The sequence below is a fragment of the Edaphovirga cremea genome, from assembly GCF_003332275.1.
In the GTDB taxonomy this organism is placed as follows: Bacteria; Pseudomonadota; Gammaproteobacteria; order Enterobacterales; family Enterobacteriaceae; genus Edaphovirga; species Edaphovirga cremea.
In genome coordinates this window covers 25,048-39,907 of record NZ_QOVA01000008.1, presented here as the reverse complement: position 1 = coordinate 39,907, position 14,860 = coordinate 25,048, and the positions used below count along the sequence as shown (strand labels likewise).

The 14,860-nt window shown below is 50.6% G+C and carries 17 protein-coding genes; 2 read left to right on the top strand and 15 right to left on the bottom strand.

The annotated features are described in order from the left end of the window. Positions 1–5: 5 nt before the first annotated feature. From DRI82_RS12770 to DRI82_RS12725, 10 genes are all read right to left on the bottom strand, one after another. Positions 6–425, bottom strand: coding sequence for a GlcG/HbpS family heme-binding protein (locus DRI82_RS12770; RefSeq protein ID WP_245956833.1), 420 nt, complete (start codon positions 423–425; stop codon positions 6–8). Between the two features lie 10 nt (positions 426–435). Next, on the bottom strand, positions 436–1,788 hold the full coding sequence (locus DRI82_RS12765) for a bile acid:sodium symporter family protein (protein ID WP_114194216.1): 1,353 nt from the start codon (positions 1,786–1,788) through the stop codon (positions 436–438). A gap of 64 nt (positions 1,789–1,852) precedes the next feature. Then, positions 1,853–2,659 carry a beta-keto acid cleavage family enzyme gene (locus tag DRI82_RS12760; RefSeq protein ID WP_114194214.1) on the bottom strand — a complete coding sequence of 269 codons (807 nt, stop codon included), beginning with the start codon at positions 2,657–2,659 and terminating at the stop codon, positions 1,853–1,855. Positions 2,660–2,709: 50 nt separating this feature from the next. Then, positions 2,710–3,501: a 2-oxo-tetronate isomerase gene (otnI, locus tag DRI82_RS12755; RefSeq protein WP_170138705.1), complete on the bottom strand. Its 792-nt coding sequence runs from the start codon at positions 3,499–3,501 to the stop codon at positions 2,710–2,712. After that, positions 3,477–4,292, bottom strand: a complete 816-nt coding sequence (locus DRI82_RS12750) for a DeoR/GlpR family DNA-binding transcription regulator (protein ID WP_114194212.1) — start codon at positions 4,290–4,292, stop codon at positions 3,477–3,479. Before DRI82_RS12750 ends, otnI begins: the two co-directional genes overlap by 25 nt. Beyond that, positions 4,292–4,951, bottom strand: a complete 660-nt coding sequence (otnC, locus tag DRI82_RS12745; protein WP_170138703.1) for a 3-oxo-tetronate 4-phosphate decarboxylase — start codon at positions 4,949–4,951, stop codon at positions 4,292–4,294. The genes DRI82_RS12750 and otnC overlap by 1 nt, the downstream gene beginning before the upstream one ends. Continuing rightward, a complete protein-coding gene (gene otnK, locus DRI82_RS12740) occupies positions 4,948–6,216 on the bottom strand; it encodes a 3-oxo-tetronate kinase (RefSeq protein ID WP_170138702.1) in 1,269 nt (422 codons plus the stop codon). Before otnK ends, otnC begins: the two co-directional genes overlap by 4 nt. 349 nt (positions 6,217–6,565) lie before the next feature. Then, positions 6,566–7,837 (bottom strand): TRAP transporter large permease, encoded by a 1,272-nt coding sequence (locus tag DRI82_RS12735; protein ID WP_114194206.1) that lies wholly within the window; start codon positions 7,835–7,837, stop codon positions 6,566–6,568. Then, positions 7,834–8,307: a TRAP transporter small permease gene (locus tag DRI82_RS12730; RefSeq protein WP_114194204.1), complete on the bottom strand. Its 474-nt coding sequence runs from the start codon at positions 8,305–8,307 to the stop codon at positions 7,834–7,836. The genes DRI82_RS12735 and DRI82_RS12730 overlap by 4 nt, the downstream gene beginning before the upstream one ends. Positions 8,308–8,376: 69 nt before the next feature. Further along, complete coding sequence (locus DRI82_RS12725; protein ID WP_114194202.1) at positions 8,377–9,360, bottom strand: C4-dicarboxylate TRAP transporter substrate-binding protein; 984 nt, start codon at positions 9,358–9,360, stop codon at positions 8,377–8,379. Positions 9,361–9,890: 530 nt separating this feature from the next. Here DRI82_RS12725 and DRI82_RS12720 point away from each other — a divergent pair. Beyond that, the gene (locus tag DRI82_RS12720) at positions 9,891–10,622 is read left to right on the top strand and encodes a DUF1571 domain-containing protein (protein ID WP_245956843.1); all 732 of its coding nucleotides are present in this window, start codon (positions 9,891–9,893) and stop codon (positions 10,620–10,622) included. Between the two features lie 16 nt (positions 10,623–10,638). Further along, positions 10,639–11,142 (top strand): SRPBCC family protein, encoded by a 504-nt coding sequence (locus tag DRI82_RS12715; protein ID WP_114194200.1) that lies wholly within the window; start codon positions 10,639–10,641, stop codon positions 11,140–11,142. A 49-nt stretch (positions 11,143–11,191) separates the two neighbouring features. On the opposite strand, the gene DRI82_RS12710 is transcribed toward DRI82_RS12715, so the two are convergent. From DRI82_RS12710 to DRI82_RS12685, 5 genes are all read right to left on the bottom strand, one after another. Beyond that, positions 11,192–11,866 carry a hypothetical protein gene (locus tag DRI82_RS12710; RefSeq protein ID WP_114194198.1) on the bottom strand — a complete coding sequence of 225 codons (675 nt, stop codon included), beginning with the start codon at positions 11,864–11,866 and terminating at the stop codon, positions 11,192–11,194. Beyond that, positions 11,856–12,404: a motility associated factor glycosyltransferase family protein gene (locus DRI82_RS12705; RefSeq protein ID WP_114194196.1), complete on the bottom strand. Its 549-nt coding sequence runs from the start codon at positions 12,402–12,404 to the stop codon at positions 11,856–11,858. Before DRI82_RS12705 ends, DRI82_RS12710 begins: the two co-directional genes overlap by 11 nt. A 312-nt stretch (positions 12,405–12,716) precedes the next feature. Continuing rightward, a complete protein-coding gene (locus DRI82_RS12700) occupies positions 12,717–13,328 on the bottom strand; it encodes an alpha/beta hydrolase (protein WP_114194194.1) in 612 nt (203 codons plus the stop codon). Between the two features lie 215 nt (positions 13,329–13,543). Further along, the gene (locus tag DRI82_RS12690; protein WP_245956832.1) at positions 13,544–14,140 is read right to left on the bottom strand and encodes a hypothetical protein; all 597 of its coding nucleotides are present in this window, start codon (positions 14,138–14,140) and stop codon (positions 13,544–13,546) included. Positions 14,141–14,233: 93 nt separating this feature from the next. Then, positions 14,234–14,797: a tyrosine-type DNA invertase gene (locus DRI82_RS12685; RefSeq protein ID WP_114194192.1), complete on the bottom strand. Its 564-nt coding sequence runs from the start codon at positions 14,795–14,797 to the stop codon at positions 14,234–14,236. Positions 14,798–14,860: the final 63 nt, after the last annotated feature.

The following is a 14,860-nucleotide window of genomic DNA, read 5'->3' as shown; positions in this document are numbered from 1 at the left end:
GGTGACTACGCCAGCTCATGCAAAAATTGTGCGACGCTAACCGCAGCTTCGTGATCTTCCTTGGCGGAGAGACCGCCCACGGCCACTGCGCCAATGCACTGTTTATTCTCATCCAGTAGCGGGATGCCACCGGGCAGCGCGGTAAAGCGATCATCGCCAAAATAGCTGATGTCGAGTTGTTCTTTCTGCAAACGCAGCAAGAAGGCGTCGGTCTGACAGCCCATCCGGCTGCTGGTATAGGCTTTGCGCTGCGTCAGCTCTATGGTCAGTAATTTGGCGGCATCCATGCGGGCGAAGGCGAGTAAAAAACCTTGTTTGTCGCACACCGCGACGCTCAGTGGCCGATTCTGGTAAACCATCTCTGACAGTTCAAGAGCATGGTTCACCGCACGTTGCGCATTTGCTAATGTCAGTTTAGTCAACATAATCTTTCCTTTATGCAGAGTGAGTTTTAGAGATTGAAGAAGCCACTTTCGCTGCGGAGTTTTTTGCCGCCGCCCGCTCACGGTTCAAGTCTTTTTTGCGCCAGTAGTTGGCCAGCAGTGAGCCAGTCACGTTACCCAGCGGGGTCATGACGGCAGAGGCCAGACCGACGGTCGCCAGTTTGCCCATCGCCGCAGCCAGGCCAGAGGCCATGCCACCGTTCTGTAATCCGACCTCAAAGGCGATGGTGCGTGAGGATTCCACATCCAGACGGAACACCCAGCGACTCATGCAGTAGCCGATCAGGAAACCGCCGCAGTTGTGAATCAGCATTGCGACGCATAACAGGATACCCACTTGCATCAGGTTGTCCCGGCCCGCAGCCGCTGCCGTGGTGGTGAAGAAGATAATGCCCATCATGGAGATCTTTGGCATCGCTTTCAGAACCTTGTCGGACTTGGTGGTTAACCAGGTGTAGAACAGGCTCCAGATAATACCGCCAGCAAAGAAGTTTGCGACCACGGCCAGCATCTGTGCATCCGCTGATGCCGTTTCAAACAGGCTGTTCCAGCCGCCAAATATCATGTAGATCAGCCACACCGCACAGACACCCGCAATCGATTTGACGACGTTTTTCGCGGTGGCACCGGCATAAGTCTTGAGATAGTCATGCAGGATAGCGGCACCAATCGGGATCATCACAATCTTGATGACGTCCATAATCATCGACATCAGATGCACTTCAATCAGCGATCCGGCGAGGATATTCACCCACAGCGGCGTCATGACGGTAGCGGCCAGCGTAGAGACGGCGGTGACCGAGATTGCCAGTGCCAGATTGGCGTTGGCAATATAGACCATTACTGTCGATGACAACCCGCTGGAGCACGACCCAATCAAGATAATCCCGACCGCCACCTCAGGTGGGAAGTTGAAGATGATCGTCAGGGCATAGCCAAGCAGTGGCATGATCAGGAAGTGACAGAACGTACCGACAAACACCGCCCAAGGCATTTTTGCGACGTCAGCAAAGTCCTTGATGGTCAACTTGGTACCCATACTGAACATGGTGGCCTGAATAACCAGGAACACGATCCATTTATGGGTAATATTGAACCCGCCCCAGATAATCAAATCCTTGGAGTAAATCATTGCCGCGACGAAACCCGCAATAATCCACAGCGTAAATTGGTAACTGCGCAGTCCCGGCCAGTAACCGGCACCTACCGCAAAGCCAGTGATAAAAATCACCAATCCAGGGTGCCATAAATCGCTGGATTGTGTAATTAGCCCGGCCACTGAAATGAGTACCCCCAATGCAGAAATTACCAGCCCGGCTTTATAAACGGAATTACTGATTGCCATGTAAGACCTCACTTGCCGCATTAGGAATACGGCATCTTAAGTAGTAGGTTTTTAATTAAATGAATTACTTATTGGTAATATTTAACATACGCCGGGCTTCTTCCGGTGTTGCCACTTTTTTGTCCATACTGGTAATAATATTGGCCAGTTTTTTCACCAGGGGAACATTATTCTCCACGGTGTGGTCTGCATCAATATAACGGCTGTCTTCAAAGCCGATACGGACTTCTGACGCGCCCATTCCGACCGCAGCGGCAATTAATGAGAAGTCCCTGCGACCATAGTGGGTAATGGCCCACAGTGCATCGCGCGGAATAAATTGGCGCATGGCAATCAATGCATCGATAGTCGCGGGTGTGGAACCGCGATGACCCAATACGATATTAAACAGCATCGGCTGCGTGAAGTTTATTTTCTCCTGGAGCGCAATGATGTTATTAATCATCCCAATTTCAAAGACTTCAAATTCCGGGATAATGTTCTTCTCAACAATCAGCCGTGAACAGTATTCGACATCCGGCGTAGGGTTGAAATAGACGCTGTCACCGAGATTGACGGAGCCGACGTTGAGCGACGCCATGCCGATACCCTGAAGGTGCAGCGGGGCGCAGCGTTGCTCGATGGTCATTTGCGATACGCCGCCGGTGGAGGCCTGGATAATCAGGTCTGAGTGCTGGCGGACGGGATTGATGGTGGCTTCAAAGTCGCTGACATCTGGCGTCAGTTTGCCCTGACGATCGCGGACATGAAGATGAACAACGGATGCCCCAACTTCTGCGCAGGCTAAAATATCCTGGGCAACTTCGGCGGGTTCGACGCGGGGTGAGTCCGCCGCGACGGGTGCTAATGAAATAATAACGTGACTCGACATAATAGTTTCCTGCGCGTAAGGTTAAAGTATTTATTGGAATTTCTTTTATATTAAAGGATATTGACCGCTTTATTCTCTTTAAACCAACCCAGTCCTGCAAAAGTGTCTGTTTCGGGTCGATATTCACAGCCGAGCCAGCCTTGATAACCTTGCAATTCCAGTTGTTGGAATAACCACGGGTAATTCAATTCCCCTTTATTGGGTTCATTACGGTTTGGCACTGACGCTATCTGTATATGGGCGATCAAGGGCCAATAACGTTGTACATTTGCCCACAGGTTGCCATGAATTTTCTGGCAGTGATAAAAATCAAACTGTAAGGCAATATTTTCTCTTTCACAGTCGCGGATTATTTTTTCGGCCAGTGGGAATGACGGGATAAAATAACCGGGCATATTTTCATTATTTAATGGTTCAATCAGGACCCTGATGTTGTCTGTATTTAAAAAGTCTGCGGCATAACGTAATCTTTCAATAAGTAAAACGTATTGCTCATCGAAGGTGATGCTTTCCTCCCTGTTGCCCGCCATGATATGAATCTGTTTACATCCCAATGCCAGGGCGTATTCACGCGCTTGCTGCACACTACGCTGAAATTGCGTTTCTGCATCAGGCAGTGAGGCAAGTCCCCGCTGGCCGCTCTCCCATACGCCAGCCGGTGCATTGATCAGCACCACCGGCAGGCCGCTCTCTTTTTGCGCCCGCTGCACAGCGCCGAGCTCTTCCTCATAGGGGAAGAGGCACTCCACCGCCGGGAATCCGGCCTCTGCCGCCAGGGCAAAGCGTTGTAGAAATGGCACCTCGGTGAATAACCAGGTCAGATTTGCTGCGAATTTGAGCATGGCACTCTTACCTCTTTATTGACCAGATGCAATTTAACGCCGGACTCTTCGATTTGTTTCTGCGCGGCGGGCGGCAGATTGACGTCGGAAATAATGTCGGTCAGTTCCTGCAGATTGCAGATGTGAAACATACCGTATTTGCCGAATTTGCTGCTGTCCGACACCAGAATGTTACGCCGTGACGCCCGCATCACTGCCGCCTTGACCATGGCTTTACCTTCGCTGGGCGTCGACATTCCGCGATCGATGTCCCAGGAACTGCTGCTGAGAAACGCCACATCGATATTGATCGCGTTAAAGAAATTGGCGGCGCTGTTTCCCAGACAGGAGCGGTTGCGCCGGTCAACCAGTCCTCCCGTGTGGTAAAGGCTGATGTGTGGCATATCCATCAGATAACCGCTGATGGTGAAATCATTGGTGACCACCGTCAGGTTAAAACAGTTACTGGCGGCGATCGCCTTGGCAACTTCAAACAGCGTCGTGCCCGCGTCCAGATAGAGGGTCTGTCCAGGCTCGCTCAACATGGCAGCCAGTGCCCCGATATTCTGTTTCAGCCCATGATTCAGTGATGCTTTTTCGTTATAGGCCAGTTCAAGCTTGAGCATGTTGTTGAGCTTTACACCGCCATTGATAGCCACCACTTTTCCTTCTGCTTCCAGCATCTGGATATCCCTGCGCACCGTCATGTGCGACACATTCATCATCTCTGCCAGATCCTTGAAGGATGCGACATTCTGCTCATGCACATAGCGGTAGATAAAGTCACGACGCTGTTCAGGGATCATTATCATTATCCTATTCGGTTGCGGTACGTCTGGGTCAGTTCATCGACGGCTGATGGCGCTAACTGGTTGTACTCATAAGGTTTCAGCAGAAAGTATAGCCGGGCGGTATCTTCAAGCTCTTCGGCGTTGAACACAGCTTCCCGCAAGGTTGAGCCCGTGACCACCGGGCCGTGGTTGGCCAGCAGGACTGCATTATGGTCACGGGCGGTCTCTGCCAGCGCGACAGCAATGGCCGGATCGCCCGGTTTCATGTAGGGCAGTAAAGGAAGCCGTCCGATACGCATCACATAGTATGGCGTAATTGATGGCAGACAATTCTCACTATCGATATTTGTGAGGCACGACAGCGCAGTCAGGTAGGGCGAATGCAAATGCACCACGGCACCGCAAGCGGGTCTGGCCCGGTACATCGCCAAATGCATCGGTACTTCCTTCGACGGCTTGTCACCGCTCAAATAATTGCCTTCGGCATCGAGTTTACTCAGGGTCTGGCTATCCAATTCACCCAGACAGGAGTTGGTGGGTGTCACCAGAAAGCCGCCGTCCGGGAGTTTGGCGCTGATGTTGCCGGAACCGCCGCTGCTCAGGCCCCGTTGAAATAATGAGCGAGCGTAGATCACCAGATCATCACGCAATTGTTGCTCTGAAAACGGGATACTGTTCACTCTGTATACTCCTGTGCCGTTACAAAAAAGTCTTCGTTGCCAAAATTGCCGGATTTAAGTGCCAGCATCAAACCGCGTTGTGGGTCGCGAACCCACGGCACCCCAGGTGCAATTGATTTGCCAATTTCGAGCGTCTGTACGTCAAGCTGTTTGACCACCGTGCCAGAGGTTTCGCCACCCGCGACGATAAATGTGTTGACGCCGCGCCCCAGCAAGTCGGTGGCCAAACGGGCGAAAGTCTCTTCCACCGCGGCACTGGCCTGCTGTTCACCGTATTTTTGCTGGATGTCACGGATGATTTCCGGCGGTTGCGTGGCATACACCAACGGCGCCAAATCGTCGCTGACATGGGCCAGCACCCAATCGGCGATTTCGCGGATATAGGCTGCATCCAGATTGATACAGCGCCCAACATCCAGGGCAAAATGCGCCGCCCGCTGGCAGTAGGCATTGACCTGCCGGTTGGTCATGGCCGAGCAACTGCCCGACAGCACGACGGCTTTTTTCTCCGCAGGGAAAGTGAATACCTTCGCACCAGAACCGGCAACAGAAGGGCGGTGTTTAGCCAGCGCACCGCCTAAACCTGAGCCGCCAGCCAGCAGCGGCTGATCTGCCAGCGCGTCAGCCAGACTCACCAGATCGGCGGGGGTCAGCGTGTCGGCAATGACGTGGCTAACGCCCTGGGTGGTTAACGCGGCCAGTTGCTGGTGGATGGCGGGCGTTCCCTGTTGAATCGTCTCAAGGTTAAGCGACCCCACCGCACCATGAACCTGTGGCGCAAGCACCCGCCGCAGATCGGCATCACGCATGGGATTCAGCGGATGATTCTCCATGCCGGACTGGTTAAGCAGTACGCCATTGACAAAAAGGTGGGCATGAACCACGGTGCGTTTATTCTGCGGCAGCGCCGGGCAGTGAATTAATTGCTGCACACCGACGGCAGACATTAATGCGTCGCTGACCTGGCCGATATTGCCTGCTGGCGTGGAGTCAAACGTTGAGCAGTATTTGAAATAGATCTGCCGTGCCTGAGCACTCTCTTTTAACCACTGCAAACAGGCCAGTGATTGTGCCACTGCGTCAGCGGCGGGTATTGAGCGGCTCTTCAACGAGATCACGACAGCGTCGGTATCGGCTGGGCACACGTTTTCTGGCGAGGGAACCCCAATAAATTGCACAACTTTCCAGCCGTTGTCAGACATAAAACTGGCAATGTCCGTCGCGCCGGTAAAATCATCTGCAATCACGCCAAGTTGGATAGACATCTCAACCACTCCTGTGAAACCGTTTCTAATTGACACCATTGTTAGGTTTTGGGCTTCACATTGAGATGACAATTATCACAAACTTTAAAATAGTGAATTGGTGAATATTCGACGTAATGCCCTGTAATGAAAGGCGTTGATGGGAAATTGACTAAAATAGTACGTCACAAGAAACTGTGAAAATTTGTGTCGCGGGGATTGTGTTCCTCATATGATCACACTTTATGCTGACTCCCGAAAGCCTCACCTCAGTTTACGGGTTGCAGTGATTGAATAATTTTCTCATAGGTTAAGGGGCTGACAAAAAGTCAGCCCCTTAAACGTTATCGCTTTCTACCTGAATTAACCGTTACACCAGGAACAGGGAAATTGCCGGGATGTAGGTGACCAGCAACAGCATAAATAGCAGGGCGGCCAGCAGCGGCAGCGATTTCTTGAAGAATTCGCCCACCGAGACCTGCGTGATATTACACACCAACAACATCACGGTTCCCACCGGCGGGGTAAAGGCACCGATCGAGAGGTTGAAGATCATGATAATACCAAAATGTACCGGGTCGATGCCGAAGTGCTCAACGATCGGCTTCAGCAGAGGCACCAGAATCAGCAGGATGGCATTTCCCTCAAGGAACATCCCCAGCGTCAGCAGCAGCACGTTGATGATCAGCAGGAACATGTACTTGTTTTCGGTCAGCGAAGTAACAAAATTGGCAACCGCAACGCCTGCGTGTTCCATCGAGAAGATCCAGCCCAGCGCGGCGCTCGCCATGATCACCAGCATCACGGAGGCGGTCGAACGCGCCGTTTCCCCGAGTGCCTTCACCACGTCAGAGATTGTCATCTCGCGGTAGATAAAGAAACCGATAATCAACACGATAAATACTGCCGCTGCGCCCGCTTCGGTCGGGGTAAAGATATTGGCACGGATACCGCCAACCACGGCGACAATCAGGAACAGCGCTGGCCACGCCTGGCCCAGCGATACCGCCACTTCTCTTCCCGTCGGCCAGGTATCACGCGAGGGTTTGAAGTCCCCGTTTCTGGCGACCAGATAGACGGTAAACATCAGTACTACGGCGCAGATCAGACCCGGCACCAGACCCGCCATAAACATTTTACCGATGGAGACATCAGCAACCAGACCGTAAATAATCAACGCAATGCCCGGCGGAATAATCGGTGTAACCAGTGAACCCCCCGCCGTAATCGCCGCAGCAAATGCCCGGTTATAACCCTTGCGCTCCATTTCCGGTACCATCATGCGCGACAGCATGGCCGCGTCCGCCAGGTTGGAAGCACTGACCCCACCCATCATGGTGCTGACCATGATGTTGGCAACACCAAGGCCGCCGCGCATCTTGCCGACCAGCACGTTGGCGATTTGCAGGATGCGCTCAGCGATACCGGTATAGCTCATCAGCGTACCCAGCAATATAAAGAACGGGATAGCCAGCAATGACGGACTCTGGGTGGGTGCAATCAGGCGTTGGATGGCGATTTCCAGCGGCACCGACGAGTAAAACAAAAAGTAGGCGATAATTCCGGTGAACATTGCCAGGTACACGCGCATGTTCAGGAACAGGCAGGCGATCATAATAGGAATAATTAACAACCAACTCATGATTTCTCCTCCGCTGAGACGTTCTTCTTCAGGTCGCTAATTAACCAGTGCAGGGTAAAATAGGCGGTGGCCAAGGCACCTACCGGAACGGCAAGATCGATCCAAAACCAGGAAATCTTCAGGATTTGTGTCACTTTGAACTGCGCCATTTCCGCCAGACGATAGCCCAGCCAGGCCATGTACAGCAGCAGGCCGATCGAGGCGATGGACACCAGCGTGGCGACGATGGTTTTTATTTTGGCTGGCAGCATATCCACGACGAAGGGAATGGTTAAATGCGCTTTTTCCCGTTCGGCAACCACGCCGCCCAGCATGACCACCCAAATCATCAACAACCCGGACATCTCTTCAGTCCATTGAATGGGTTGTGCCATAAAATAACGCATGAATACGCCAGCAATTGTCATGACTACCAGGATAAACAGCGCCAATGCGGCGCATAATTCCGCAAGCTTGCCAAAAACGCGCATGAACCTCTCCTATGTGACGTGCATGTCCACGGTGCAATTGCACCGTGGGTGGCATCCATCCCATCTCGTTTATTGAAGTTGCTTTTGAATGGTTTCGTACAGGTTGGGGGACCACTCAGGGAACTGCGAGTAGACGGCCAACGCTTTTTTACGGAAGGGTTCCACGTCTGGATAGATGATCTCAACGCCTTCCGCTTCCATGCTTTTCAGCATTTCAGCGTCGCGTTCCAGCGTTAGCTTCTGACTGTACACACCGGCTTCGAAGCCCGTCTGGTGGATCATGTCCAACTGTGCTTGTGGCAGATTACCGAAGAAGGCTTCACCGCCAACCCAGACGGAGGTATTGGTCAGATAGTTAACCATCGACAGGTATTTTGCCTGCTCAAACAGCTTTTGCCCTTGCAGTACGGAGATCGGGTTTTCAACGCCATCGATCATCCCCTGGGTCAGCGCCGGATAAACCTCACCCAGCGGCATTGGCGTCGGAGTGGCACCCATTGCCTGTATGGCTTTGATCTGCATAACGTTGTTTGGAACGCGGATTTTCATTCCTGCCAGATCTTCCGGCGTGCGAATCGGTTTTTTGGCGATAATCTGTCGGGTTCCGTACAGGTAGTTGCTCATGACGATATGAATACCTTTTTTCTTCAGGTCTTCATTCTTTTGCTTGAACCAGTCGCTTTCATAGATCTTGAACAGTTTCTGCGGATCGTCGGTCAGATAGGGTCCGAACAGGATGCCCAGGTCTGGCTCATAGTCGGCCAGAAAGGCAACGTCGCTCAGTGTAATGACGTTCATACCCATCATCGCCTGCTCGGTCACATCCTGTTTGGAACCAAGTTGCGAGCTGGGATAGAGCACGAGTGTGATTTCGCCCTTGCTGCGCTCTTTAAGCAAATCGGCCCAGTACCGCATGACCAGATCCAGCGGCTCGCCCGGATTATTTTCATAGGCGACTTTAATTGACAGAGGTTTCGCCAGAACGGTCACTGGCGCTAACAGACTGCATGCCAAGGTACATACGGTAAACAATGTTCCAATTGCTTTAATCATATTTTTATCTCTCTCCAGTGTAGAAGTTCGATCGATCCAGAAAGTTAATCTAAAGCGCAAACAACCCTGTTATGCACCTTCTGCCGGGTCTCTGACATTCTCTGGCTGGTGTCGATCAGCGATCAATCCGCCAAGATAATGCCATAAAACAATTTATTGTTTTACAATAAGTTAGCGCCGTAAATTTGTGGTTTTATTCTGTCTGGCATGCTTGCTTTTAGTGCTGGAGGGATAGTAAGAGGGAAAAATCGTAACGTATGCTGTTGATTACTGTTTTCGTGGCATAGATTGCCTTTTACCGCTTTTTATCAGATTTTAATCTGATTTTTATTTGGCTTTTTATCCGCTGTATCGGTTTTTAATGGCGAGAAAAGGCGGATTTCATTCGGGGTTTTAAAAATTCTATCGCCTGTAATTACGACTATAGTTAATTAATGAGTCTGAAAATCACCCTATAACAATCAGTCCTTTCACCGCAGGAGAAGACTATCAATACCTTAACCTGCTCAATGTTGCTACTTGTGGTTGCGATGATTCCCGGCTTCACTGCTTTTGCGGCTAACGAAACTGACAAGATACGCCTCCCCCCACGCAGTGATAACACGACTGATCCGATTATTCTTGCGCAGCAACATTTTGATCAGATGGGGTCTTATCAGGTGCGGATACTTTCCACGTCTGCCAAAGGTGAAAGAAATAATATTCGCTACAGCTATCGTAAACCGGGATATGTACGGATGGATTTTACTGAACCCCATCCCGGTGCCGTGTTGGTCTATAACCCAAGTACCAATGCCGTTCGCCTGTGGCCGTTCGGTATCGGTAAATTTCCGGTTCTCAATCTTTCCCCAACAAATTCGCTGATCCGCGATCAAAGTGGTCATCGCGTAGACCAGTCCGATATTGGCACATTACTGCGCAATATTCACAGCTTGCAGCAGTCGGGTGGTAAAACGACCGTCATTGGTAATGAAACCTTGCCAGAACAGTCTGCTTCCTCAAAACAGTCTATTTCCTCAAAACAGTCTGTTTCATCAAAACAATCCATATCCTCAAACCAATCCGCATTGCATGTATCAATAAGGGGGCCGCAGGGTGTCACCGTAAGTAATGTCCATCGCTATGAGATCTGGTTGGAGAGCAGCCATGATTTCCCTCTCAAAGTGGTCAGCTATGACGTTAATGATCAACTCATGGAAAGCGTCCTTATGGATGCGATAGTGGTTAACGTGCATTTTCCCGCTGATTTTTTTACGCCTTGATGCGGAGTTTGTCGTTATGGCTGAGTATCAATTTTCAACCACCTGGCGAATCAAAGCACCGTTGCAGGACGTATGGGATGTGCTTTACCATCCCGATGTCTGGCCCGAGTGGTGGATAAACGTGGTGCGGATTGTTGAGATAGAAAAGGGCGATGAGTACGGTATCGGGGCGTTACATCGCTATACCTGGAAAGGCGTGCTCCCATATCGGATAACGTTTGATATTCGTGTAATGGATATCGTGCCATTGCAACTGCTGGAGGGACAAGCCAGCGGGGAGGTTGAGGGTATCGGGCAGTGGTTTTTCTCTTATGACGGCACGTATACCCTCGCTCGTTACCATTGGCACATCCGAACCAAAGCGCTGTGGATGAACTGTCTGGCACCGCTGACGGCACCTTTATTCCGCTGGAATCATCACTCGGTGATGCGCGAAGGAGCCAGAGGTCTGGCTCGGAAATTAGGCACCCACGTTGAGGTCGACTTGCAGGCATCAACCGTAAATGGGGAATTTTTATAAACCTTTATTTATGAGGCGATATTAGCGCCTCTCTTCAGGAAAAACCAACTCAGTAAAGTCGGATATCGTCTCCGATCCACTCTTTCAGTTTCATCGAGTCAGGATCATGCTTCCCATCGAACGCTCTGTGACCGATACCAATTCCTGCTCGTCCTCCCACGCCCTTCAAACCAATAACGTGATGAGTATTCAGCAGATACTTGTTCTTGAATCCACGCCACAAATCCATATCGATGTAGGTGGATTTCTTATCACAGGCTATGCGGAAACTGTCTATAGCATTCCCAACCATGGCTGTTGAGCATAAACTGGAATGCGTTTTATTTCCTAGCTGCAACCACATATGTGTCGCTACATTATAATAGCGAGCCATGGTTTCACCGATCAAAGGTGCTTTGTGGATATTATCCATCACTACCTGGAGCCATTGACATGAATACCAGTCATCATCTTCAATAATGGCTAACGGAATACGCGAGTCGATATAGGGCAACATATGCTGCATGTTCCGTGCCTGGGTATTTTCATCAAGATGCGTTAAACGGTGATATACCAGTTCGTACCCAAATTTGTTGAAGTTAATAGCGCTCTCTTCTTTACCGTCATCGGTGACATGCCAAATAACCTTGCCGGAAAAAGTTTGCCGTTCCATATATTTTTGACAGATTTCCCATGCCTTGGGGCGATCTCCGGTCGGGGTCATCAACTGTAAATCATAATCCATTCTGCATTGCCTCTTCTAATGTGCCGCAGGGGAAGGCCATGAGTTCTGTATGGCGGGAGCAATTGATAACGGTTTCGGCGGGGAGACTCTTTGCCAGCCGGGAAAATTGCTCTTTCCAGCGTATGATATTGTTATTTGTGGGATTTTTTAGTCCTGTAACATGGTTTCCATGCCAGTGTGTTCCATGTTCTATTGAACAGTCATACCCCAGGAGAAGGATCCGCTCAGCACCAAGGTGTTTAGCCAAAAGGATCGCGCGCTGTCCTGAATTAAAGCCGCCATTGAGCGGAGAGGGGAAAAAGCTCAGCCCATAGCGTGATGCGACACCCTGAACACTGGTCCATTTCTTTGCCGTACAGGAAACGTCGGCATGATGTTTGTCCCACCACTGTCGGTCATTGGCGTAAAGATGCTGACAGTCGGGTACCCGTTGCCATGATGAATTCACCGCAATGATGGGAAAGCCCGATGCGGCCGCTGTAATACAATCCTCTTGAGTCAGCGAGGGGCCAGAAGCAACACAAATAAAGGTTTGCATGAGTTGACGCTCTGAATTAAATGCCAATTTTATTGAAATGTAATTAAGTAATAGAAATCCGATGTGATGTTTAAATCCTTAAAAGAGGATATAAAACAAGTCTGATTAAAGGAAGTTTTTGCGGAGTGCCATTAACGCCTTGATGAGGGGCATAAAATGCCCAGCAAAATAAATAAGTGCGTTAAACGCCTGTCGACCGAAGGATGGAATGAAAGGGAGTCATTATTTCTGCGGGTGGCTTTTGCAAAGTGAGATGAGATTTTTAATGAAAAGCGCATAAGAAATCTCATCTCTGCTCGTCAACCAAAGAGGTTATTCTTCAGTTGCCAGGGCTTGCGCGAGAAAACGTCCGGCGATTTGTGCCCCTTCGGCGGATACCGTATGGCCGAGGTGGGGTTGGATAATCGTTGTGACGTTGAATCCTTCGCCCTGCAAAATCTCTGCCGCCAGAGTACTTTCACTCGGTGGAATGACCGGATCTTCTTCGCCGTGGATCAGTAGCAGCGGAATGTCAGTCAGTGGGGTCAGTGGTGTGGGTGAGGAGAGCCGGCCCGAAAATGCCACCACGGCGGCGATCGGCCAGCGGCCTGAAACCACGGCGTCCAGCGCCATAATCGAGCCCTGAGAAAAACCAACGAAGGCGACGCGGTCCAGACGATCGCTGAATCCCCAGTCACCGACGAGCTGATTCAGGGTGCGATCAAAAGCTTCCCTGGCGTCTTTTACTCGCTGCGCGCGGTTGTGTTCTGTCACACCCGTCAGACCGAACCATTCATAGCCTGGGCCGTATTCGAAAGGAAACGGTGCGTTAGGGGATATAAATTGGGTATTGGACAGGGTCTTCTTCCATAACTGCCCCAATGGCGCAAGATCGTCGCCATTGCTGCCTACTCCATGCAGCATGATTACCAGATTCTGGTTCATATCAAGTCCTTAATTTATCAGCAGAAACCGGCTGGGAAAATATCCGCAGCCGGAATCCCTGCGCACATTGCAGCGACCACGCATTCAGGTCCGGGCCTGTGGGGACCATGCGGTTTGGGTTCAGGGACGTAATCGAATAATAACCATGTTTTATATGATTAATGTTCACTGTATCACGAATCCCGGGGATGTTTGGCAACATTGGGATTTCACCTTTAATGTGACGGCGTGAACGGCGATACGATTGAGATCACGCTGATCGACATAAACTGCAGGTGATGCATAAACTCCCTAAGGATCAACAAAGTCGCCGCAAAGGTATTTTCGGTTGGCAACCCTTCCCACGAGGCCGGTCGGCCCTGAATCACCACGGCCAGCCGGTCAAATGTGCGCTCCATCGAATCCAGCGTCATGACCATTTCGGCGCTTTCTGGTACTCCCGCCAGTAATGCAATGTCATGTATTGCGCGGTCACGGGTATAAAGCAACGAACCGGGCGTAATGGCGCTGCGTATACGGATGATTTCATCCTCCACCGACATAATTGCATTTTCCATTTCAGCGGGCGTCGGGGGCTGGTGGATGAAAAACTCTTCAGCGGTACTGTGTGAACCGACGTCCAGCGCCAAACGTTGATATTGGTGCTGCGTACCGCTCAATACCTCGGTTATTTTTTTGCCAATTTGCAGAAAGGTTACTGACTCATCACCGGTAAATGCGTTGCTGATCGTGGCAAACTGCTGATCAATATCATCCTGTGGATCCCTGGGCATGCCAACATCTTCGATGGGCAACTCAGATTGACTAGCCATATATAACCCCGCCTATGCATATAAAGTTTATTGCAGATAGACCACTTTAAACTTCGCTGCGTCCACGTCAACCAGAGTGAGGGTCCGAAGGAGTTATTGTTTCGCGGGATCCCAGATACCATCAAAGCGTTTGGCATTGCTGGCCGTGTATATCACGGTATTGCGGATATTGCGGTGACCGAGATAGTCCTGAATCAGGCGTGTATCAATACCCAAATCTGCCAGGGCGAAGCCGCATGCATGCCTGAACATGTGCGGGTGGACGTTGACACTGATATGCGCTTTTTGGCCGAGTTCCTGGTAGATAGCGTGGACACGGCTGCGTGATAATTTACCGCCGCGCTTGGACAAGAATAGCCAGTCACTATTTGCGCCCAGCATTTCGCCCCGCTGCGTCAGCCATTTTTGGATAGGGATTATTTCCCGCTCGGTAATGGGGTGGATGGTGGAAAATCCATTCTTGAGCCGTTTGATATTGATGCTCCGGCTGTTCAGATCAATATCAGAGATGAGCAAGTTACATATTTCACTGACGCGAAATCCATGAATGAAGGACATGACCAATAACAGATAATTTCTCTCAGGGAAGATGTTTTCCAAAGAAACGGCCAGCAATGATTCAATTTCGTGGTTGGTGAGGTATTTTCTTTGTCCCACGATAGGCTCCTGCAGAATGTCATATGGACAATGTCACAAAGATCAGCTCCACGATATGGCAAG